The following is a 23,785-nucleotide window of genomic DNA, read 5'->3' as shown; positions in this document are numbered from 1 at the left end:
GTGCTCCAACTGTTACTTACTAGTAGGTTAATAGTAGGTTCGACAAAAGCATTTGAATAGCACCCATTCAAAACTTTTAAGTTAAATCTTTATTCCTGTTTTACTAAAAATAGATTCTGGACCTAAAAACATGCAATTAGTAAATTCCCCGTTTCCTGCTTTCCTAAAAAACTTTGAGCAAACTCTAAAACATTTGTTCCATACCAAAGAAGATATTAACCAATTGAGCCTGGAGAGAGGTTTGCCGCCCGCAGTTATGAGCGAAATCATGGCTCAGCTACCCTTATCCGTAGCCATTCCCCAACAGTACGGTGGCCGGGGAAGTAATGTAAAAGAATGTTTAGGAATTCTAGCTGCCGCATCTTACGAGTCACTTCCTCTTTCCCTCATATTCGGAATTAATATAGCCCTTTTCTTAGAACCGGTTTCTAAATACGCCGATGAAAAGGTGAAAAAAGAAATCTTTGATCGTTTTCTGAAAGCTCAGAATATGGGTGGCCTCATGATTACCGAACCTAACTACGGCAGTGATGCCTTAAATATGAAAACGGTGAATATTCCCTACGAGGATGGATATAAAATTAAGGGCCTTAAGCATTGGCAGGGCCTCACCGGAATGGCTAATTATTGGTTAATTGCTTGCCGCAAAGAAAGTGGCGGGGGAGAACTCAGCCGGGATATTGATTTTTTTATTTGTGATGTAGCGCAGGAGAAACAACGGGTAGTAGTAGAAGAGTATTATGATAATTTAGGGCTTTACATGATCCCCTACGGCCTGAATTATTTAGATTTAGAAGTTCCGGCCCGCTTTAAATTACAACCCGAGAGCACCGGTATTAAAATGATGCTGGATATCCTGCATCGCAGCCGGATGCAGTTTCCGGGCATGGGCATGGGCTTTATTCAACGCATGATGGATGAAGCCATTAACCATTGCCAAAACCGGATGGTGGGAGCGGCTAACTTATTAGCCCTGGACCAGGTGCAGTTTCAAATAACCCGGATTCAAGCAGCTTTTACTATTTGTTCGGCTATGTGCGCCCGCAGTAGTGAAATAAGCGGCATTGACCATAATTTAGCGGCCGAGGGCTTGGAAGCCAACAGTATGAAAGCGGTAGTAACCGACTTAATGCAGGAATCAGCCCAGATTTTAGTTCAGCTGTCAGGAGCGAATGGTTACCGGATAAAAAATGTTGGCGGGCGGGGAATCGTAGATAGCCGGCCTTTTCAGATTTTTGAAGGCTCTAACGAAATGCTTTACGCCCAGATAGCCGAGATGATTACCCGGATGATGAAAAAGGAAAAACAAAGACAGGTTTTTACTTTTTTAAAAGATTTTAAACTTACGGCGGAGGCATGTGAGCCTTTTAAAGAGGAACTCAGTTTTATGCTCCCTGAAACTATGCCGCAACGTAAAATGGTAGACCTGGGTAAAATCCTGGGCCGAGTTGTTGCCGTGGGCTACGTACTAAAACTGGCGGAAAAAGGTTTTCAAAAAGATTTAATCGATAATTGTATCATTTCGGTCAGACAAGAAATAGCCGGGTTAGTTTCCGGGTTTAACTCAGATAATTCAATTAAAGTAATTACTGATTTTGCCGAAAATAGTTCCTGGTTAAATTTGACCGACTAAAAAGGGGAAAGACTTTAGACAATCGTTAGGTACTCTTCTTGTTTTATTCGATCTAACAGGAGGTAATCTACAGGTATTATAAGCCCATCACTTAAATGAACTGCAATATGACTATGGCTAAAACCCGGTAGGTATTACAACCTACCGGGTTTGCTATAAAAATCAGATACAGGTTTTTTTAATTAACTCAGGCCAGCCAAGTCATTGGCCGCAAGAAGTTGTTGCTACTGATCTTTGAAAATTTTCCGGGGATTAATAAAGGCTAATCCGTGGAATGAAGTGGAATAAATACCAGCAATATTTCTTTACTTCTTCTAAAGGTAGAGGTAAGATTTACTTTTTAAAGTCAAACAATTACTTGTATTGGTTGCTAATCACGACTTCGTCGCCAACCAGTAATTTTTTAAATTCATCTACTTCTACTAAATTTCCACCTTTATGTTTTTAACTTTTCAATAATTAATAGAACCTGTACGTATTACCTGATTTTAAAGTAAGTACTTGTTCTATTTTGGCTAAGGTAAAATTATCTTTAAGTTAAAGAACACTTACAGTTTGGTTTTCCGTAAGAACTTAAAAAGTAATTTATACAACCTGGTAGGTGCTATAATTAAATGCCTGAGACCCTAGCAAACACCATTTATTACGGTAAAGGGTTAACTAAAATTTTAGTATTATAGCATGTCTGACAACGGTAAGGCATTGCTATAATTAAATACGAGAAAAAATATTCTTTTTGTTTAAACGCTTACGCGCTAATGTGGACAGAAGTGGAGTAGAATTGTTGATTGTAAAATGCAATCTGGAATTTAATTATGTAAAATAGAAGTAGATAGTAAACTGGTGAAGGCTCCACTTTCCGGGTTTGCATCTCTAAAATAAGAGATTTTTAATTATGCGTAAACTAAAAGGTATTTTGTTAATTGATGATAATGAAACCAGTAATTTCTTGAACCATCGTCTACTAAACCGGATGGAAGTCACCGAAAATATTCGGGTATTTACCAATGGCCAAAATGCTTTAGAATATCTTCAGAAAATAGAGAAAGGCGACTTTAATCCGGCTGACCCAAATTATTTTAAGCCAGAGTTAATCTTCCTGGACGTAAATATGCCTATACTGGATGGATTTGAATTTTTACAAAATTATCATGATTTAGCTGATAATGTGAAGCAGAATACCGTTATCGCAATGTTATCTACTTCTTCTCACCCGCAAGATACGGTTCGAGCTAATGAATACGCAGCTCCTTATATCTTAAAACCCTTAACCGTAGAAAAAGTAAAGCACCTGCTCACTGAAAATTTTACTAATTTATAAGTTATTCTGTGTCCTAATTCTTAAGGCTGCTTTTACAAAAGCAGAAGCTAGGCTGTTGAGAATTAAAATTATAATAGAAAATTTAAAGCAAACAAAAAGGAACACCTATCTATAAGGTGTTCCTTTTTGTTTTATTAGAAATAAGCAATTAGAAAAACTATTTTTTAACAAATCGGTAGATTTGTTCGCCGGTAGGAGTTTGAACGTGCAACTGATACAAGCCCGCCTTTAACGGCGCTACTTCTACTTGTAGCTTGTTCGTATCTACCAGTTGATCAATTGTTTTTACCACCGTGCCTTGGTCGTTGGTAATTTTTGCCTGCACTCTCTCTCCGGTGGTCTGTAGCGTAACCATAAGGAAATCTTCGGCCGGGTTTGGATAAAGGCTCGTAATCAGGTTGGTATTGGCTTCACTGCTTTCTGCAGCGCTGGCGGGCAGCACTTCAATAGCGGCTACACAAGCTTTATCTACCACCGAAGAAAAGAGTAAGGTTAAACTACCATCGGCCACTTTAATGTTTTTAGTAGCAACTACCGCTACTTTCGTTCCTCCGGCAGCAGCAACAATGTCGTAATTGCTTAACCAACTCGCTCCTTCGGCACTTACATTAAATTTACGCTGGCCAGCGGCAGTGTAAAAAGTTTCGGCAAAGTGCAGTTTTACGGTATAGCTGCCATTGCTCACTGGAATGTTGTAAGTAAAGCTGCCACCCACGTCGGTAGCCCGGCGGTTGTTCTGATACAAAATATCATCGGTAGTGTTCGCAATCGGGGAAGTGGTAGCCGAAATGCTGGTGGCTCCGCTAAAGTAGTTATCGGCACTAAAGCTGCCCAAAGAAGAAGTAGCAGCTTCGCCGCCGGTATTCAGGCGAACGGTGCTGCTAGTAGAGTTAAGAACCGTAACCGAAACGGCTTCCTGGTCGGAGAGAGCGGGCGAACCATTATCAGTTACCTTCACGGTAAAGTTGTAGCTACCTGCAATAGATGGTTTCCAGCTGAAAGCACCGGAAGTAGCGTTGATCGTAGCACCCGAAGGAGCGCCTACTAAAGAAAAGGTTTTAGTTTGACCAGCATCCGGGTCGGTAGCAGTGGCCGTAAAGCTTAAGGTAGATCCTTTTACTACTGTTTTCTTGCCAATACTAGCTAGTACCGGCGCATCGTTTACCGGACTTACTGTAATAGTAACTGTAGCAGGGGCTGAAACCTGGCAACCTACACTCACGGTAAAAGTAAATGTATCTTTACCGGTAAAATTAGGTTTAGGAGTATACGTGCGATTAGCGCCGGTTCCGCTTAAAGTACCGTTTTTAGGGTTAGAGCGGATGCTATAAGTAAGGGGCGACCCACCAGAGCCAGTTAAAACAATAGCTTTTGCTTTGTCTTCTGCGGTAGTAGTGCTTTGGGCGTTAGCCACCAGTGGATTAGGTTTCTGAACAATTAAACTTCCTGAAGGCTCCCCTCCATCGGTTGTTAAATTAAAATGCCGTAAAACCGTGTAAGAGCCCGAAGGTGTAATCCGGAACAAGGTACCAGCATTGTTCTTGCCACCTGCGCTGGTCATACCATAAAAATTGCCATCGCTAGCCTGTACCAGATTGCCTTTAGGAGCTTCACCTTCGGTAGGGCCAGATAAACGTTTTAAGACTTTGTAATCACCTGCCGGAGTGATCCGGAAAATAACACCATCGTAAGAAGTGCTGCCTCCAGAACTGGTTGTGCCATAGAAATTACCATCTTTCCCTAATGCCAAACTTCCTAAAGGATAATTTCCGTCAGGTAATGAATTAAAGTGTTTCATAACTTTAAAGTTGGTACCCGTTGGAGAAATCTTAAAAATAGTACCATTATTGTTAGTGCCTCCGCTAGAAGCGATGCCGTATAAGTTACCATCGGCTCCTTGCACTAAATTACCATCCGGCGCACTTCCATCCGAAGACGAGGTTAAGCTCCATAAAACTTTAAAGGCCCCAGCAGCCGTTATTTTAAAAATAGTACCGCCTCTGTTTGGTCCGCCATATTTTGCAGTACCGTAAAAGCTACCATCTTTGCCCTGAATTAAACTACCTGCCGGACCGCTACCCTCTACAGAGCTGTTGAAATGATATAATACTTTAAAAGAGCCGCCAGCCGTAATTCTGTATATGGTACCACTATTATAATTTCCACCTTCCGAGGTTAAACCGTAGAAGCTGCCATCAGTACCTTGAACTAAACCATCGTAAGGAAAACCGCCATCGGTGTTTTTGTTAAAAGAACGAAGAACAGTAGTAACACCACCGCAAATTTTAAAGATAGTACCATGTTGATTAGCGCCGCCATTATTAGTAGTGCCGTAATAAGCGCCATCTTTAGCCAGAATAATGCTGCCACTAGGCGAATTGCCCTGAGAAGCACCGTTAAAGGTATTAAGCACAGTGTAAGTGCCCGAAGGAGTTATTTTAAAGATTGTACCGTAAAAGGCTTTTCCACCATCGGAGTTTAGACCGTAGAAGTTACCGTCGCTGTTGCGGTACAAAGCACCCATGGGAGTACCGCCGTCTGTTTTAACTTCTAAATGGTGCAAAACCGTTAATGTGCCTTTAGTGGTAATTTTAAAGATAGTACCGTAGCCATTAGTACCGCCCTGCGAGGTAGTTCCATATAGTGCTCCATCGGCACCTTGAACCAGACTGCTGGTCGGGCGACCGCCATCATTGCGGTAATCTAAATGTCTGATTACATTGAATGCGCCAGCGGTAGTTAATTTAAAAATAGTACCAGTACCATTATTTCCACCGGTGCGAATCATTCCGTAAAGATTTCCATCAGAAGCAGACACTAAGTTGTTGCGATCAGGGTAAGTTCCATCCAGGGTTTGTAAATGGTGGACTACTTTAAAAGTACCGGTTGAACTAATTCTAAAAATAGTACCGTAGTTAAAAGTACCTCCCGAATACGTCATGCCATAAAAGTTGCCGTCTTTACCTTGGGTTAAACTGCCGTATGAATTTCCACCATCCGTAGGTTTGTTGAAATGATGCAAAACGGAATAAGTACCGCCGGGTGTAAGTTTAAAAATTACGCCTGTGCCGTTAGTGCCCCCATTATATGTCATGCCGTAAAAGTTGCCGTCTTTTCCTACAGTTAAGTGCCCATTCGGTTTAGCCCCGGTGCTGTATTCAAAGTTTTTGATTACGGTAAAGGTGCCTGAAGGAGTAATTTTAAAAATAGTACCATAGGTGTTTGAGCCTCCAGCGCTAGTAAGGCCATAAAAATTTCCATCGGCTCCTTTTACCAAACTACCATGCGGATAGCCGCCATCTGTAGTATAATTAAATTGGTGTAATACCGTAATGTCGCCAGATGAGGTAACTTTAAATACTGTACCGTAACCATTAAAGGTGCCTCCAGCGGAAGTAAGCCCGTAAAAGTTGCCATCATCGCCTTTTACTAAATTTCCTTCGGGCTGTTTACCCCAGTCCGCAAAGCCTTTTAAAACGGAATAGCCAGTGCCATTGGTTTTAACAGAAAATAAAGTTCCTTTTCCTTCCGGGCCACCATTGGAAGTGAAGCCTACCAGAGATTCCTGCGCCTGAGCAACGGAAATAAAAGCAGAGAATAGTACCAAAATAGAAAATGACCAGGAGGCTGTTTTATAAACAGAACGCATTAGAATTGGCCACCGGAAAAAATAGCTCCGGTTCAGAAGAGCATAAATGGATTTGATTAAAGGTAGATTCATGGATGATTAAATTGTAGTTAGTTAGAGGATTAGTTTAAATGGTTGGTAGTTGTTCTTAGTTGAGTATAAAAATTAATTGTTGGTTTGTAGCATCTAAAAGTATTTATAATGAATATAATTTTTCAACGGCATAAGGCTTGCCTTTACCCAGTAAAAGTAATTAGCTCAAAAAAGTAAAAATTGTATAAATACGACATCGTACAAGCCTTATAAATAGATGTTTGTTAAGGAATGATGGTGCTTTGCTAATAAGTAGTAAAGGTAAATAGGTAAAGGTTAGAGCATCTTAAATTAGTATATTATTTAATAAGGAATGAAGAAGTTATCAACCTGATCGATTATAGCAGATAGCACTACTTGCCATAACATTGAAGTAGTAGAGTTTCATTATGCAGTAAAATTGTTAGTAGACATTGTTACCAGAGCAGAATACCCAGATAGTACAGTAAGTCAGTTGTTTATTCTCAGTATTGAGGAACAAAGATATTACAAATTACGAAATTTGTATGTTAATATATAAACATTTTTCCTGAGTTTAATTCAAGAACTCGCCGTGAATTTGTAGCATATTCTTAATTAATTGTTTTATTACTAGTTATTCCGTTGTTTTATTATGCAAATATTAAAATTTTACATATTTAATTAGAATTATGCTAATAAATGTTTCCTTTTTGTAAATTGTACAATAAAGGGGTATGGTATTTACTTTTTACCGGTTCTAAATCTTATTTGGAAAATAATCAGGTATACCCTATTATTACTCGTGCTACTTAATTTATAAAGTAGTTTTGCTCAATAGGTCAGTACAGTGGATAAAAAGCTTAGTTTAAATTTTTAGCAGATACCTGGTTTATAATACTAGCATGCAGTTAAATAAGCTGGTTCCTGCAGTACTATTTTTTTATTTTAAGAATTTAGCAGGTATTTCCTTTAGAAGAAGCATTTACTTAAATATATAACTAAACCGTGCGCTACACCTATTATACTTTACTACTGGTGCTGGGCAGCTGGCTAGCCGGATCATGCCAAAAAAGTCAGAAAGAACCTAGCGATTCAACCGCCACAAACAGCACTGCTACTACCGACACTGTTATGACGCAAACGCCTATTACTACCACCGGGTCAATTGTGAAGTTAGATGATCGCCTGGATAAAATTATTAAACCCGGAGCTACAATTGAAGTTCTAGCGAAAGGTTTTACGTGGTCGGAGGGGCCGCTTTGGTTGCCGCAGGATAATAAATTACTTTTTTGCGATATTCCGCCAAATAAAATTTATCAATGGACGGAAGAGTCCGGTTTAGAATTATATTTGTCTCCTTCGGGCTATACCAGCACCCAGCCGCGCGGAGGCGAAGTAGGGTCTAATGGTTTAATTCTGGATAAAGAAGGCCGGTTGGTACTTTGCCAGCACGGCGACCGCCGGATGGCCCGGATGGATGCTCCTTTACGGGCACCTAAACCTACTTTTGTTATTTTAGCCGACAACTACGAAGGAAAAAAACTGAATAGCCCGAACGATGCCGTGTATAAAAGTAACGGCGACCTGTATTTTACGGATCCGCCCTATGGATTAGAAAAAAATATAGACGATCCGGCCAAAGAATTACCCTATCAGGGAGTTTACCGGGTTACTCCAGATGGAACCGTACAGTTATTAACCAAAGAATTAAGCCGGCCTAATGGTATTGCCTTTTCGCCGGATGAGAAAACTCTCTATGTAGCTAATTCTGATCCGGAGCGAGCCATTTGGATGGTCTACGACGTACAACCCGACGGAAACATTGCCGATGGCAGAGTATTTTTTGATGCTACCGAAATGTTAAAAAAAGAACCCGGCAACCCCGATGGTTTAAAAATAAATAAAGAAGGAATTTTATTTGCCACTGGTCCGGGCGGGGTACTCATCTTTTCGCCGGAGGGCAAACATTTAGGAACTATAAAAACTGGTCAGGCGACGGCCAATTGCGCCTTTACTCCCGACGAAAGCACTTTGTATATTACGGCGCACATGTACTTGATGCGGGTAAAGCTTAAGTGATTTTCAAATTTGCTTGAATAGTTGAATTACTTCGTAGCTTTCTTACAATGGCGCGGATTTACTTCCGTGACTTTCTTGTTAAGCTAGCCGGTTGGTGAGCTAACAACTAACAAAGGGCTTTGCACAGCAGCGATAGTAGTTGTAAAGCAAGACACGGAAGTAAATCCGCGCCATAGTAGTGGTTAAGTCTAATCTTTCCGCTTATCTAGCCATCCGAAGGCATTAGAATCTTAGAAGGCCTTTCATAGTTAAATTGCTGTTGTTTGTTATTGCCAAGCTTGATCTAACAAATAAATCTTCTTTCTGATAAAAAATAAAAAGGAACTGCATTACTAACAGTTCCTTTTATAAATTCTCAATTTCAAATGGTGATTTTACTTTGCTGCTTCAGCGCCGGATGCCGCAAAAGTGTATATTTTGCCATCATTGTAGGAGCAGAGATACAGTTCGTTATTGGCATCTTCACCGAACGACGAAATAGTACCGTCTAATTTCATTAACGAAGCATTGGCATATTTTCCGTTTCCTTGGGGTGTTAAAGTCCAGATATTACCCGTAACATAATCGCCGTACACGTATTTGCCCCTTAATGCCGCCAGCTTTTTACCACGGTACACATGTCCACCGGTAATAGATTTACCTGTTTCCATGCTTTGCTGGTAAGAGTGAACCGGTAAAGCATAACCTTTTTTGTTGCAATCTTCGGGGTTAAAACATTCATCGGCTTCCATCACGCGCCAACCGTAGTTTTGCCCATTTTTTACAATGTCTACTTCTTCAATTTTATTTTGTCCTACATCGCCAACCCACAAATCGCCAGTGGTTTTATCAAAACTAAAACGCCAAGGGTTACGCAAACCATAAGCGTAAATTTCTTCGCGGTAGCCTTCTTTATTGCCTTTAAACGGATTATCGGCCGGAATAGAATATTTTAAATTACCAGAAGATTTATTAACGTCGATGCGCAAAATTTTACCTAACAGACTGGTTTTGTTCTGCCCATTGTTATGCGGATCACCACCGCTACCACCATCACCGGCCGCAATGTACAGGTAACCATCTTTACCAAAAGCTACTTTACCGCCGTTGTGGTTACTAAATGGTTGATCGTAGGTAAGCAGAACTACTTCTGATTTCGGATCGGCCTGGTTAGGGTTAGTTTTACTTACCTGAAACCGGGAGATGGCAGTTTCCAGGTCTTTGCCGCGGGTATAATTTACGTAAAAATAGCCGTTGGTTTTAAAATCCGGATGAAAAGCTATGCCCAGCAAGCCCCGTTCGCCGCCGCTTACTACTTTACTGGTTATATCTAAAAACTTTTGCGTGGTTTTAACACCTGGGTTATTCGGAAAAACGTGAATAACGCCTTCCTGCGCAATCACGAAATTGCGGTTTGTGCCATCGTTGGGGCTCACGAACTCCACCGGCATATTAAAAGTAAGATTCGGAAAAGCTACTTTTAGTTGCACCCCAGCAGCGGCTTTATCTTTAGGGGTAGCAGGAGCATAATGCTTTAAGTTTTCTAAAGCTAGGTTAGAACCCTTCTTGTTTTGGCGGGCTTGCAAAATAGCTAAAACACCAAAGGTAAGAAGGAAACTAACTAGTAAAAGCTTATTTATTTTTTTCATGTTTTGTTTAAAGATTAGAACGTTGCACTATTAAGTAATATTCTCTTTCCTTTAACTTATCCGGTTGCGCAAGGTTTTCTTTTTTAAGCTGGATTTTGTAGAATCCCAATTTTAATATTAATTATAGAAGGTACTTCTTTATTTATTTCAGAAGCTACTCATTCAATTATTCAAATTTAGCAATTTAATTTGCTATTATAACGGAGTTGGAGTTACCACTTGGGCTGCTTACTTTTATGCCAAAAGTTTCTTTATTAATTATTTATTGGCTACCAGCCTGCCATGAAAGCACCCGTTATTCCGAAGCAATCAGCGTCTAAAGTAAAATTTGACAGCAAGCAGTTAGTGGGTGCGCTGATTGTTTTATTTGCGGCGGTGTGTTTTTCTTCGAAGGCGGTAATTGTAAAGTTAGCTTACCGCTATCATATTGATTCAGTTTCTTTACTTGCCTTACGCATGGTGTTTTCGCTGCCCTTTTTTATTCTGATCGGAGCTTTAACCCGCAAAAAAGAAGTGCCGGATGTTCCGGTAAAGTTACAGGATTACGCCTTGCTTGTTTTTTACGGTTTAATGGGGTACTACCTGGCCAGTTTATTTGATTTTTTGGGGCTGCAATACATTACTGCCGGCTTAGAGCGCTTAATTTTGTTTATCTATCCCACGTTGGTAGTAGTATTTTCCTGGATATTTTTGGGTAAAAAAATTACTAAATATCAATACATCGCCTTGGGTTTAACGTATTCGGGCGTGCTGCTGGTGTTACTCGGCGACGTGGAGGTACAAACAAGTAAGCATTTGGTAAAAGGGGGTTTGCTTATTTTTGCTAGTGCCGTTACTTACGCGCTTTACTTAATGGGCAGTGGTGTGCTCATTCCTAAATTTGGCTCGGTGCGGTTTAATTCTTATGCCATGTCGGTAGCGGCTTTAGGGGTGTTTACGCATTATTTAATTAATCATGGTACAGCAGCACTTTTAAATTACGTGCCGGCCGTTTACGGCTATAGCTTGTTAATGGCCATTCTGGCTACGGTAGTTCCTTCTTACCTTATCGCCGAAGGTATCCGGTTAGTGGGGGCCGGTAATGCGGCTATTATTGGCAGCGTAGGTCCTATTTCTACTATTTTACTGGCTTATTTATTTCTCGACGAAACGGTTTCCGGTATTCAATTAGTGGGAACAGCCATTGTGCTAACGGGTATTTTACTCATTACAATTAAAAAAGAGAAGCGGCTGTGAGAATTTAATAAACCAGAGGTAATTTTACCAAAGCCAAATACACCTTTAAAGAAAAGTAAATAATTTCTGCATTCAAAATACTTAAAAAGTACAGAATTAATCTATGCCGGAAAAACGACTTTTTCCAGATCGCTATTACCCCGATATACTTTTATTTCTGATTTTGATTCCGTTTATCAGTGCCATTAACTATTATCTTACCTACTCCCGTATCCAATTGAACTGGTTTTTGGCGCTCACCTTTACTATTGATACGGTACAAGGTTATTTTGCCTGGTTAGGGGTGCGCTACTTTATCTTGTACTTAGATAAAAAATTGCCTTACCAAAAAGGAGCCTTACGGCGAATTATCTGGCAACAGGTTGGGGTTTTATTTATTGGGTTACTCATTATTAGTTTACTTACCGAATGGGTAAGCTGGCTAGCTAAAGGAGAACCAGCGCCACTGGATTTTTATACTCTCGATCTTTTTATTATCGGCATCTGGTTTTTTGTGGTGAACGGCGTTTACGTTGGGTTGCATTACTACCACCAATGGCAAAAGGCAGAAAGCAGGCAACAGCAAGAAAACTACCCACCAGAAAATCACTCCGACGAAACTTCCTCCAAAATAAGAGGGCTAGTAGTAAGAACCGGAAAACAAGATATCCGGCTGAGTTATGAGGAGCTTGCCGGATTTTACGTGGATGATGTGTATGTAGTCGCCTGTCATTTTGGGGGAAAGAAATATTATCTGGACCAATCTTTAGATAAAATTGAAAAAAGTCTTCCTGCGGGTGTTTTCTTTCGGATGAACCGGAAATTTATTTTGCACCAGCAAATGGTCTCCGGATTTAAACGAGCTGAGAACGGAAAGTTATTGGTATTACTGCAAACTCATGAATGTTTCCCGTCCGAAGTACCGGTAAGCCGGACCAAAGCGCCGGCATTTAAGAGCTGGTTTCAGCCGGAATGATAGCAGTTCGCCTACCATTTTGCTACATTTTACCAAAAAAGGACTTGTTTTCATTATGCAAAGGCTTTTCCTGCTCTAATATTGCCGGAAAAAAATCTAGTCAAAATGAAAAACAAAATTGCCGCGCTACTACTAAGTTGTTGCCTTACCGGGCAGGTACAAGCGCAAACTGATTCGAATCCAATCAGAACTTACCGTAATTTTCCTATTATTCTCACCGCTCAATTTCACTCTTTAACTCTTCCTTTCAAGGATCTTAAATCCAACTTCGCCAATGTTGGCTTAGGAATAGGTACCGAGGTAAGTTTAAATAAAAAGCACAATTGGGTACAACAAGTAAATGGTGTTTGGTACCGCAACCGGACCGTAGGGAATGGTTTATTATTTTATACCCAAACTGCCTGGCGGCCGAAACTTTCCTCTGTTTTTTATGCCGAAGTAAAAGCGGGCGCCGGTTATATGCTCGCCTACCGGCCGGTTGAATCTTACAAACCGGAAAATGGAGACTGGGTATCGGTGGGTAATAAAGGAAAAGGGTTGGTTACTGTTCCGGTAGGTATTTCGGTGGGCTATAATAAATATTCTGCGCATACCTATCTTTCTCCCTTTGTGAGCTACCAACTTTTAGTACTACCTAATTACAACAAAAGCATTCCCATTATACCGGAAACCTTACTCCAGGCCGGCGTCCGAATCCATTATAAATAATCTGATTAATCCTATGAAAAATTTATTGTTCCTTTTGTGTTTTTTAATAGTAAGTAGTTGCTCCGATTACATGCAGGATTTACAAGTAAATTCCTGCACCGACAAAACCATTATAAATTCTAATTATTCCAAAGCCGGTGACGTTCAAAGCGCCATGCAAAGGTTTAGTCTGGCGGGAGCTCCGGGTAGCGTAGTGGCTATTTATTCCGAAGAAGGCTGGTGGGCTAATACAACCGGTTACGCCAAAATCGAAGATAAAACCCCTATGCAATTATGCCATTTACAGTACCTGCAAAGTATTTCTAAAACGTATATGGCCGTGGCTATTTTAAAATTGTACGAAGAAGGCATAGTTGATTTGGATGCACCCATTACCCGTTACCTACCCGAAAAATATAGTAAGTACATTACCAGTGCCGAAACAATTACCGTGCGCATGCTGCTTAATCATACCTCGGGCGTTCCGGAGTATAACTTTGACCCGGCTTATGTATCGTATTTATTACAACACCCCAACCATACGTTTTCTTCGGAAGATTACTTAAAATATGTGGAAGGGAAAAAGCTGGATTTTACTCCGGGCAGCAAGCATTCGTACCGAAACACTAATTATTTACTGTTGGCATTAATGGCCGATGCTATTACCGGAGATCATGCTAAGTTTATTTCGGAAACAATATTAAAACCTTTAGACTTAGATAATACCTTTTACAGAAATGACCCGGGCTACTTAAAATATTCTAATCTGGTAAATTCTTATTGGGATAGGTATAGTAACGGTATTGTCGAAAATGTTTCTCAAATGCAGCAAACTAATGTTGCTTCTTTAATTGGCGACGATGGCATTGTAACTACGCCAACTGATGCCGTAAAATTTCTGAAAGGGTTAGTGGAAGGAAAATTATTGGCTGCGGCAACTTTGCAGCAAATGCAAACCTGGACAACCGATGAAAATAATAAACCGAAATACGGGCTTGGATTAGAGTATACTACTATTAGAAATCAAATTGCTTTCGGGCATACTGGGGGTGGCTTGGGGGCCGGATGCGAACTTTACTATTTTCCGCAAAAAAAGATGTATGTTTTTCTGGGAGTCAATCTGGGCACCGTAACCGATAGTCCTTTGCATAAAGGAATAGAAGCAGCAAGAGATACCTTGTACCAAGTATTACTCAAATAAATCTAAAGCTGGCGGAATTACCTGAAACAACCTGGTACTATATGGTCAGCATTGCGCTGTTTTTTAGTAGTTCTAAAAACAAAAGGTCTGGTTTTAAACCAGACCTTTTGTTTAGCTTAAAAAGGATGAAGTGTTGTAGCTAATGTGGTTCCTGATTGTGTAATAAGTAACTGGACAAAATTAATTTTATATACTTAATGTCGGGATTATAATAAGTAGCATTTATAATCAATAATTTAGGCACGAAAAGTCTAACATCTACTATCTTAATATTTGTGTCTCTTTTATTTATAAGCTATTATTTGCTTCTGAGTATAATGCCGTCGGCATAAGATTCGGACATTACTGCTGCATTGTTCCGAACCTGTACTTTTACCCACTTAGAACCATCGCCTTTCGATAAAGTCCAGGATTTGATAGAAGTAGCTGGTTCCCAATCTGTCCATTCACTATCACTATCGTCGTAGAAGCGCATTTCGGCAGCATTAACGGCTTTTATTCTTAAGATAGCCCGGCGCGAATCCGTTAAAGTTTCGTCGTTATTAATAACCATTGTTACTTTAGGTGTACCCGAACCATCGGTAGAGAGGTTTACTACTTCAAACTTGATAGTTACCGGCGTACCGGCAGTTCCTTCGCCGTTGGCGCCGGAGTAAGGAGTGGCAATAAGCGTATACTCACCTTCAGCCGGAATCCACGATTGAAAATCACCGTTTTCATCGCCAAACAAAGTATAAGGTGCCTGCGATTCGATTACAGTTTTATTTTCCCGACCGGTTAATTTGAAAACAACACTACCAATATTCTCGGAAGTAGTAGCCGAAATATTTAAATTTTTAGTGGGTAAACTGGCTAAATCCAGAATGGAATTTTTCGTTAACCTTTGGATGAATAAGTCCGAATTAGCATTGATCAGGTTTAATTTTAATTTTTTAGAATTATCGTTACTTTCTAACTCTTCTTGTGCTACTAAGGTTGAGCCGCTGGGAGCTACATCATAATATTTAGCGTTTTTATTTCCTACTCTTACCTCATCTACATACACTACCCGTTTAGTAACATCGTACCATCTGCGCTTATAGATACCCGCTTTAAAATAAGGCAAGCTTTTATCATTATAACAATTAGGTCCGTTGTAGTTAATTACTTTTTCGCCATTTTTCCATACCTCCAATACCCCATCCGATTCGTGCGAGAAATTAATGTGGTACACCATATCCAGCCACTTATCTTTTTCCAGAGTACCTAAATCAAATACTTTCTTGCCGCTTACCGTAGAGTTGGTATTGTCGGCCTGAGTTGCCCAATACACCACCAAGCTTAACCGGCCTTTACTTACTACTAAAGCAATGGGTGGGAACCGGGCGTCTTCTCCTTTATCTTCCCGGGCGTGCCATTGAGTAATAATATCCCAGCCATCCGGGTTTAGATCCGAATCCCAATCATTGGCAGGTAAATAAAGGCTGTTGCCGTACCATCTTTCACTTTGGGTTTCTCCGGCCAGCGAAATTTCGGAACGAATTTGATTTGCTTCGTTTCTTATCTCAAACCGGGCGGCGTTAGAACCGTTCCGGGAGCGGTTACTGCTTACATCAAAACCATAAGAAGTACCCGTTTGCACTAGGAAAGGATCGGCAGTGGGTTCAAATCTACCTTCGACTAATAAATTAGAACGATAACTATCTACTGAATTAATAATTTGAGCGTTGGCAATACCAATTGCTGACTCATTAACTTGTTGGGGTTGGACTAAATCTTCTTCACAAGAAAACAGTAAACAGGAAAGACTCATTAAGAGAAAAAGAAATTTGAGTTTCATGCGACTAGCTTATAGTGATGATTGAAATAATGCTTTTAAAATTTAAATTCCACTTAGAAGGATAACTCTCTGTGGATTAAAAAATGCAAACAGTAGAATTCTAATCATACTAATTTAATAAGTGAGCTGGATTGATTCTTATAACATATTTAACTTAGTAAAGTTCAGTTTTAAGTTAGTTTATAGGAGGATTCTGATATAATTTACTAAATAAATGTAGAAGCGGGGAAATGAATAAATGGAATAGGAATTCAACTTTTTTAGTGGATTATAGATATATTACAAATTTGGGCTTGTTATGTAAACACTAGCTAGAAGTATTGTTATCAATGTTTATTTACTATTTTACTACGCTACAGGCTGAATTTGTATGCGCAGGAAAGCTGTATTCTGCCTTTAAGTTGCACAATGAACCACTTCGGAAAAAAGAAAACAGAGTGTTTAAGTAAGGTTGATTTTATAAGCTGCCTTACTTTTATTTTGTTCTTAAGATAATACCGTCGGCATAAGACTCGGACATGACGCCGGCTGCATTACGCACTTGTATTTTTACCCACTTAGAACCATCGCCCTTCGATAAATTCCAGGATTTATCAGAAGCAATTGGCTGCCAACTCGTCCACTTGCTGTTACTATTGTCGTAGAAACGCATTTTAGTAGCATTTACCGATTTAATGCTTAAAGTTGCTTTTCGGGAGTTAGTAATAGGTTTATTTTTATTAATCACCATGGTTACGCTAGGAGTGCCGGAGCCATCTTTAGCCAGATTAACCACCTTAAATCGAATGGTTACCGGATTGCCCGCTTTGCCATGCCCTTTCGCCTCGGAGTAGGGAGTAACAGTGAGCGAATAACTACCTGCTTTGGGTGTCCAGGAAGGGTAATCGCCATTATTATCCTTGATTAAAGAAAAAGGTGCTTTTGACTCTACTACCCTCTTGTTTTCCGGACCAATTAGTTTAAAGGCAATACTGCCCACTTTTGCCGAAGTAGTAGCACTGATATTTAAATTACTGGTTGGCAAAGTGGCCAGATCCAAAATAGCGCCGTTGGTAATTGGTTTAATCAGTAGATCTGAATTTGCATTCATTAGGTTTAAGCTTAATTTTTTGTTTTTACCAGGTTTATCTGACATTGGATTAATCAGGGTAGAGCCGGAAGGAGCCACATCTTTATAAGTAGCTTTTTTAGTACCTACTCTTACTTCATCTACGTAAACTACCCGTTTCTCAATTTTATACCACCGTCTTTTATAAATACCCGCCTTAAAATAAGGCAACCTTTTATCGTTATAACTATTAGGGCCTTTGTAGTTAATTACTTTTATCCCGTTTTTCCATACTTCCAATACCCCATCCGATTCGTGCGAAAAGTTAATGTGGTACACCATGTCTAACCACTTATTTTTTCTAATTGCCCTAAATCAAATATTTTTTTTCCGCTGATAGTTGCATTCGTGTTTTTTTGCCTGTTTGCCCAGTACACCACCATACCTAAACGGCCTTTACTTACTACTAAAGCAATGGGAGGTAACCGACCCGCTTCGCCTTTATCCTCTCGGGCGTGCCATTGCGTAATTATATCCCAGCCATCCTCGTGTAAATCCGAGTCCCAGTCATTTGCAGGTAAATAAAGGCTATTGCCGTACCATCTTTCGCTCTGGGTTTCACCGGCCAATAAAATTTCCGAACGAACCTGGCGTGAATTGCTTCTTAACTCCAGCCGGACGGCGTTTGAGCCTTTTCTGGCTTGTTTGCTACTAACAGCAAACCCATACGGAGTGTAATTATGAATATTAAAAATAGATTCAATGGTGGGTTCAAATCTACCTTCTACTAATAAATTAGAACGATAGCCATCTGCGGAGGAAATAATTTTTACGTCAGAGAGGCTTTCTTCGGCTTCCGTAACTTCTTCTTTAGGCTGAATAAATGCATCTTGTTCACAGGAAATTAAAAGTAAGGATAGGATAGGTAAAAAAAAGTAAATTCTAAATTTCATGTGACAAGATTATAAAAGCAGATTAAATAATGTCTTCTTAAATGGCAATTTATCGGAAAGTTATAAGAATGTTGCAAAATGATCTATCCTTAATATAAGTGAGATTGCTTAGAGTAGCAACTAAAACTTCAAAAATTTCGCGGGTGCTTTCATCAATAAAGGAATGCTAATGTCGGCTGTAACGCAGGATAAAATGGAGGGAAAGAAATGCTATCTTATACGTTTTTACTTTTTTATTAAATTAAGTATTATATAAGGGCAAAAGTCCAGAGTAAACTTTAGAGCAATCTTATTTGCGGACTTTGCCTTCTTAGAAGCCGACTTTTAGTTTATCTCTTACAATTAATTAGAGCAGGTTAAAACAAATTTATTATGGCCATTTATAATACGCTGATGAAATAGACCTAATTTAACTTTTGATTTAACTCTCTAATCCGGAGAAATTCGTTAAGTAGGTTATGATACAACCCGCTCCTTTGATTCTAACGCTGCAAATAGATGAGCAAGCCTTTAACTATTTTAATGATTTAAGAAAGCAGCACTTTCCTCCCCAAATAAATTACTTAAGTACACATGTTACTCTTTTTCATCATTTACCGGCCCATTCAACGGTAACCGACCTACTAGAAGAGGCAACTGCCCAACAAAAAAACTTTCCTGTAAAAGTCTCCGAAGTCATAAAGCTAGGCCGGGGAGTAGGCTTTAAATTGCAAAGTGAAGAACTAGCGCAACTTCATGCCTATTTAAAAAAGCAATGGTCCGAGTGGCTCACTCCCCAAGACCGGCAGGGATTCCGGCCGCACATTACCGTACAAAACAAAGTAACGCCAGAAGTGGCCCAAACTTTATTTAATCAGTTAGCTTTCTCGTTTCAACCTTTTTATCTGCAAGGGATTGGGTTAAGTTTATGGGAGTACCTTGGTGGCCCCTGGCAGAAAGTGAAAGATTACTCCTTTAAAGTCGGTACTTACTAATTACATCCTGTTGAAGTAAGAATTAATCTATAAGAGCGATAAAGTCTAAAGTATCCAATTAAATAATAACCCGCATTTTGTGTGGCAGGCCCTTATAATTATTCTAAAATAATAACATAAAATACCATAAAATTCAGTATATTAACATTTAGTTAAATAATTTAAAATATTTACTTTTCCCTGATTGTTCTTACTTAAAGTGTGCTTTTAAATTGTTGTAAAAGAAGTAGTTAATTTATAAAGTAAATAAAAAGAAATTCCGGTATTTAAAAATTCTACCTGTCTGGTTTATACTATGTTTTAGCCAATTACACAAATTTAGTTGAAACCATATTTTACTCTATTAAACCTTTCTGGTATTTAAGAAAGCTTTAATTATAAATCTAAACTAATTAACGGTTTAGCTTTCTATGGTATACTCCTCCCCAAAGTATACTGCCAACTAGTATGCTTTCTATCGCCAAATCTTAATTATTTTATCAGAGGTAATTAAGATTAACCCTTCTGTATTTTTTGCAGCTATCTAAAACTAACCCCTTTGCTAAAATGAAGAAAGAATTTACCCTCCCGCTTCCTGTTGTTCCTGCCTTAAACATTAAACAATTAATGCTTCTGCTGATGAGCTTTGTTTTAAGCTCGTCTGTTATTTCAACTCCTTTGTGTGCTGCGTCGGTAAAATCTTCTGCTGTTAAAACCCTGGCGGGAGAGGTAGTATCGAGTTTCACTTTAATGAATGCGGATAACGAAACAGTGATCCAAACGATCAATACCGGTAGCACCATCAACTTAAACACCTTACCAACTAAAAATTTAAATATTCGGGTAAATACTACTCCTGCTACTGTAGGTAGCGTAAAAATAGTTTTAAGCGGCGCTCAATCCGCCACCAGAACCGAAACCGGTGCGCCTTACGCTGTATTCGGCGATACAAATGGCAACTATGCCGCCTGGGTACCGACACTCGGAAAGTACTCGTTAACAGCAACGCCTTACTCAGCCGCTAGTGGGGGAGGAACCGCAGGTACTGCCAAAACAATTACTTTTACTTTTACTAATTCTGTTATCCAACCCACTATTCAAGTTAATTTTCAGGATCCGGCTACCGTACCAACCTCTGGTTGGGTGCGGGATTACGGTCAGCCATACGGGTTACGCACGGGTGCTAATCAGGGCAGTAATTTAACCTACGGCTGGAGAAACCGCGCAAATAACAGCTTACTGGATCTTTCGGTGGGTGGTACTACTCCTGGAAACGGCCGCAATCGCAATTCAATTCTCAACCCGGATATTAATGTGCTGCAAGCTACTTTAATTCACATGCAAGCCGATGATATTCCGGGTACTTTTGACGGTACTAAAGTCGAAGGCTACTGGGAGGCAAAAGTTGCCAATGGTATTTACGACGTAACCGTTTCGGCGGGAGATGGTGGCGTTTATTCTATTCCGGAAAAGCACGCGTTAAATGTAGAAAATCGCCAGGCAATAAATGGCTTTGTGCCTTCGGGGGCTGCCGGGGCCAGTACCCGGTTTAAATCGGCTACGGTGCGGGTAACCGTAAGCGATGGTAACTTAACCATTGATGCCGATGGTGGTTTTAATACGAAAATGAACTCTGCCCGGATAGTGCCGGTTAATAGTGGGCCGTATACGTTTTGGTCGGTAAATGAGCAATTATTAACCATTGAAAAAGGTGCCTCTACCGCGAACAAAACGTTTTCTTTAGATTTAAGTAATTCGAGCAACCGCACCGATGTGCAATATAACGTATCGGCAGTCTACAGCCCCGCCGTTAGTAACTGGTTAAGCTTTAACTCCAGCCATACCGGAGCGGAGCCTAATGTATCTTTTAACTATGCCGCGGCTGCCAACTTAGCCGTTGGTACTTACCAGGCCACCATACAAGCGTCGGCGGCTGGTTTTACGGCGGGTAGCGTTAATATCCGGTTAGAAGTAACCGCTCCTCGCCCTTATGTAATATCTTCCACGCCCGCCAATGGGGCTACTAATGTAAGCGTAAATACTTCTAGCATTGCGGCCAATAACCTGTTTGTACCCATCGTGACCGGGTATCCGGGCGGCGTAGATAACAGTACCATCACCAGCAGCACCGTAAAATTGTTAAAAGTGGTAGGTACTTCTACCACCCAGGTAGCAGGAGTAGTACAAGGTACCGGCGGCGGAGATGCCATTAGTTTTTCGCCTACTTTTGCTTTAGGAGGAAATACTACGTATAAATTTATGGTTACGGAGGGCGTTAAATCTTATAGTGGGGCTGCTTTTATTCCGTATACGGCTACTTTTACTACCGGTGCTGCCATTGAGCCAACCGAACCATTGTTGGTAGAATTTACTAAAGTGCCCATTGCCGGAACCCAAGGTAAAAAGTATTCTTCTTTAGTAATCGGTCCCGATGATAAGTTTTATGCCTTACGGCTGGACGGCAATATCGAACGCTTTGCAATTAACCACCTGAATGGCAGCCTTACCTTCCAAACAACTATTGGTACTTTACCGGGGAGATACGGAAACCGGTCGGCAATCGGGTTGGTTTTTGATCCGAAATCTACCGCCAGCAATTTAATTGCTTATGTTTCGCATTGTTCATCTGGCTTGTCGGGTGCACCTGAATTTGACGGTAAAATTTCTAAATTAACCGGCACCAACCTGGCTACGGAACAATTACTGGTAACCAACCTGCCTCGCTCGGCTAAAGATCATTTAGTAAATAGTTTGGCCTTTGGCCCGGATGGTGCGCTTTATTTTTGCCAAGGAAGTAACAGTTCCATGGGGGCTTATGATGGTACCTGGCAACGGTCTGAAAGTTTATTGTCGGGAGCAGTGCTGCGCTTAGATTTAGTAAAATTGGGCAGTACTACTTTAGATGCTAAAACTACTGCTAACCAAAGTTTAATTAATGCCGCTACCACCAGCCAGCTCCGGTTTTCTGATAACACTTATAATCCGTATGCCAGCAATGCGCCCTTAATCATTTATGCTTCCGGTATCCGGAACGCCTACGATCTGGTGTGGCACAGCAACGGCCAACTTTACGCCGCTGCCAATGGCTCAGCTGCCGGGGGCAACACGCCGCTATCAGTGGCGGGTACCCGGCGGCCAAACGGTACTTTCTACAATGGTCCGGTCGTGGCAGCTACCTCCGGGGTGCAAGTGCAAAACGACTGGTTGTTCCGCATCAATCCATTAAAAGGAGTTGGTTATTTCGGACACCCCAATCCTTTGCGCGGTGAGTACGTTGCTAACCGGGGCTTTGCCGACAATGCCAAATACCCTAGTACTTTAGGAGCCGATGCTAACTACCGCGTACCTGCCTTTAACTTTGACCTGAACCGGTCACCCAATGGTTCTTTGGAGTACAAGAGCAATGCTTTTAACGGGGCTTTAAAAGGTAAACTACTAGTTTGCCGTTTTAGTGGCGGGGGCGATATTATTGTATTAGAACCGGGCTCACTCGTTAAAGGAAACAGCGAAACTCTTTATGATATAACTAACTCTTACACAGGAGCCGGTACTGCAGGATTAGTGGGTATGTCCGGCTTTATTAATCCCTTGGACATTGTGGAAGACGTGCAAACTGGTAACCTGTACGTAATTGAGTTCAACTGGAACAACATTCCGGACCGAACAGCTCAAATTACCTTATTGCGCGTGAGCAGTATTTCGGATGAGGAAGGGTTTGCTACTGCTTTTCCTGAACAAATTACAGCTACCGAAGTTGTGGGAGTAACCGAAACGGCTTTACCTTCATCCGCCGCATCCCAAACAAATAGTACGAAGGCGAAAAAAGCAAAAAAAGACAAGGATAAAGATAAGGACAAAGACAAAGATGATGACCTACCGGATTATTCCAGATTAACACCGCATGCAGTAACAATTTCTAATACCGGCCATGGTAATCTTAAATTAAAAAACTTAGGCATTACTGGCGAAAATGCCGGGGAGTTCCGGATGCTGGGCCAACCTGATGCTAAGCCAAACAAACCGGTAAAAATCCGCAAGAACAGTTCGGTTACGTTTAATGTGGTATTTATACCAGCCTCCCAGGGCCGGAAAACTGCCAAGCTGGAAGCAGCAAGCACGAAGAAGAAGAAGAATGATCAGACAGTTTCAGTAGATTTAATAGGCTTTGGTATTCAGTACGAAGGTAGCGATACAACCAATGTGGATTCTTTAGCAACGGCTATACAAGATAAAGTTAGTAAGGTTAACAAGAAATTTACCGATAAAGAACCTGTGCTTACTGTTTACCCTAACCCGAAATCGGCGGGATCAAAGATTTACCTGAACCTGGCTGATTTTGCGCCTCAGGAACCGGTAACTCTCAGCTTGTTTGATACTTATGGGCAGTTGTATCAGGCTATAACCGTAAGGATGGATGAAAAAGGCAGTAATTCTGCTGAAATATTTTTAAACAAGGTAATGAAACCGGGCATTTACATAATTAAAGCTAACGGTGCTTCTAACCAAAAACAAACAAAAATAGTAGTAGAATAATTAAAATTTAAAGTTATTGTTCAAAAGGGAGCGAGAACATCGTTCCCTTTTTTATAA

At 40.5% G+C, this 23,785-nt stretch carries 14 protein-coding genes; 9 read left to right on the top strand and 5 right to left on the bottom strand.

Translation table 11 applies throughout. The features are described 5' to 3' along the window. Positions 1-130 precede the first annotated feature (130 nt). On the top strand, positions 131-1,633 hold the full coding sequence (locus HUW48_RS17000; protein WP_182412083.1) for an acyl-CoA dehydrogenase family protein: 1,503 nt from the start codon (positions 131-133) through the stop codon (positions 1,631-1,633). Between the two features lie 895 nt (positions 1,634-2,528). Continuing rightward, positions 2,529-2,954, top strand: coding sequence for a response regulator (locus HUW48_RS16995; RefSeq protein WP_182412082.1), 426 nt, complete (start codon positions 2,529-2,531; stop codon positions 2,952-2,954). A 157-nt stretch (positions 2,955-3,111) separates the two neighbouring features. Here HUW48_RS16995 and HUW48_RS16990 read toward each other — a convergent pair whose 3' ends face one another. Further along, a complete protein-coding gene (locus HUW48_RS16990) occupies positions 3,112-6,675 on the bottom strand; it encodes a choice-of-anchor tandem repeat GloVer-containing protein (RefSeq protein WP_182412081.1) in 3,564 nt (1,187 codons plus the stop codon). 966 nt (positions 6,676-7,641) lie between these two features. Here HUW48_RS16990 and HUW48_RS16985 point away from each other — a divergent pair. Continuing rightward, complete coding sequence (locus HUW48_RS16985) at positions 7,642-8,715, top strand: SMP-30/gluconolactonase/LRE family protein (protein WP_246343522.1); 1,074 nt, start codon at positions 7,642-7,644, stop codon at positions 8,713-8,715. Positions 8,716-9,089: 374 nt separating this feature from the next. On the opposite strand, the gene HUW48_RS16980 is transcribed toward HUW48_RS16985, so the two are convergent. Next, entirely contained in the window at positions 9,090-10,343 is a 1,254-nt protein-coding gene (locus tag HUW48_RS16980) for a PQQ-dependent sugar dehydrogenase (RefSeq protein WP_182412080.1), read from the bottom strand. A gap of 282 nt (positions 10,344-10,625) precedes the next feature. Here HUW48_RS16980 and HUW48_RS16975 point away from each other — a divergent pair, with 282 nt between their 5' ends. From HUW48_RS16975 to HUW48_RS16960, 4 genes are all read left to right on the top strand, one after another. Then, positions 10,626-11,579, top strand: coding sequence for a DMT family transporter (locus HUW48_RS16975; RefSeq protein ID WP_182412079.1), 954 nt, complete (start codon positions 10,626-10,628; stop codon positions 11,577-11,579). Between the two features lie 103 nt (positions 11,580-11,682). After that, a complete protein-coding gene (locus HUW48_RS16970) occupies positions 11,683-12,534 on the top strand; it encodes a LytR/AlgR family response regulator transcription factor (protein ID WP_182412078.1) in 852 nt (283 codons plus the stop codon). Between the two features lie 105 nt (positions 12,535-12,639). After that, positions 12,640-13,242: a hypothetical protein gene (locus HUW48_RS16965; RefSeq protein ID WP_182412077.1), complete on the top strand. Its 603-nt coding sequence runs from the start codon at positions 12,640-12,642 to the stop codon at positions 13,240-13,242. Between the two features lie 13 nt (positions 13,243-13,255). After that, entirely contained in the window at positions 13,256-14,422 is a 1,167-nt protein-coding gene (locus HUW48_RS16960) for a serine hydrolase domain-containing protein (protein WP_246343520.1), read from the top strand. Between the two features lie 298 nt (positions 14,423-14,720). On the opposite strand, the gene HUW48_RS16955 is transcribed toward HUW48_RS16960, so the two are convergent. The 3 genes from HUW48_RS16955 to HUW48_RS27325 form a co-directional block, all read right to left on the bottom strand. Then, positions 14,721-16,241 carry a polysaccharide lyase gene (locus tag HUW48_RS16955; RefSeq protein WP_182412076.1) on the bottom strand — a complete coding sequence of 507 codons (1,521 nt, stop codon included), beginning with the start codon at positions 16,239-16,241 and terminating at the stop codon, positions 14,721-14,723. 475 nt (positions 16,242-16,716) lie between these two features. After that, positions 16,717-17,631, bottom strand: coding sequence for a heparin lyase I family protein (locus tag HUW48_RS27330; RefSeq protein WP_182412075.1), 915 nt, complete (start codon positions 17,629-17,631; stop codon positions 16,717-16,719). A 2-nt stretch (positions 17,632-17,633) separates the two neighbouring features. Next, positions 17,634-18,242 carry a heparin lyase I family protein gene (locus HUW48_RS27325; protein ID WP_182412074.1) on the bottom strand — a complete coding sequence of 203 codons (609 nt, stop codon included), beginning with the start codon at positions 18,240-18,242 and terminating at the stop codon, positions 17,634-17,636. A 458-nt stretch (positions 18,243-18,700) separates the two neighbouring features. Here HUW48_RS27325 and HUW48_RS16940 point away from each other — a divergent pair, with 458 nt between their 5' ends. Together HUW48_RS16940 and HUW48_RS16935 are read left to right on the top strand one after the other, a co-directional pair. Beyond that, a complete protein-coding gene (locus HUW48_RS16940) occupies positions 18,701-19,216 on the top strand; it encodes a 2'-5' RNA ligase family protein (RefSeq protein ID WP_182412073.1) in 516 nt (171 codons plus the stop codon). Between the two features lie 546 nt (positions 19,217-19,762). Next, positions 19,763-23,728 carry an Ig-like domain-containing protein gene (locus tag HUW48_RS16935; RefSeq protein ID WP_182412072.1) on the top strand — a complete coding sequence of 1,322 codons (3,966 nt, stop codon included), beginning with the start codon at positions 19,763-19,765 and terminating at the stop codon, positions 23,726-23,728. The last annotated feature ends 57 nt before the right edge of the window (positions 23,729-23,785 follow it).

The organism is Adhaeribacter radiodurans, assembly GCF_014075995.1.
Taxonomy (GTDB): Bacteria; Bacteroidota; Bacteroidia; order Cytophagales; family Hymenobacteraceae; genus Adhaeribacter; species Adhaeribacter radiodurans.
The sequence above is the reverse complement of the archived record's forward strand: the minus strand, read 5'-3'. Positions and strand labels throughout refer to the sequence as shown.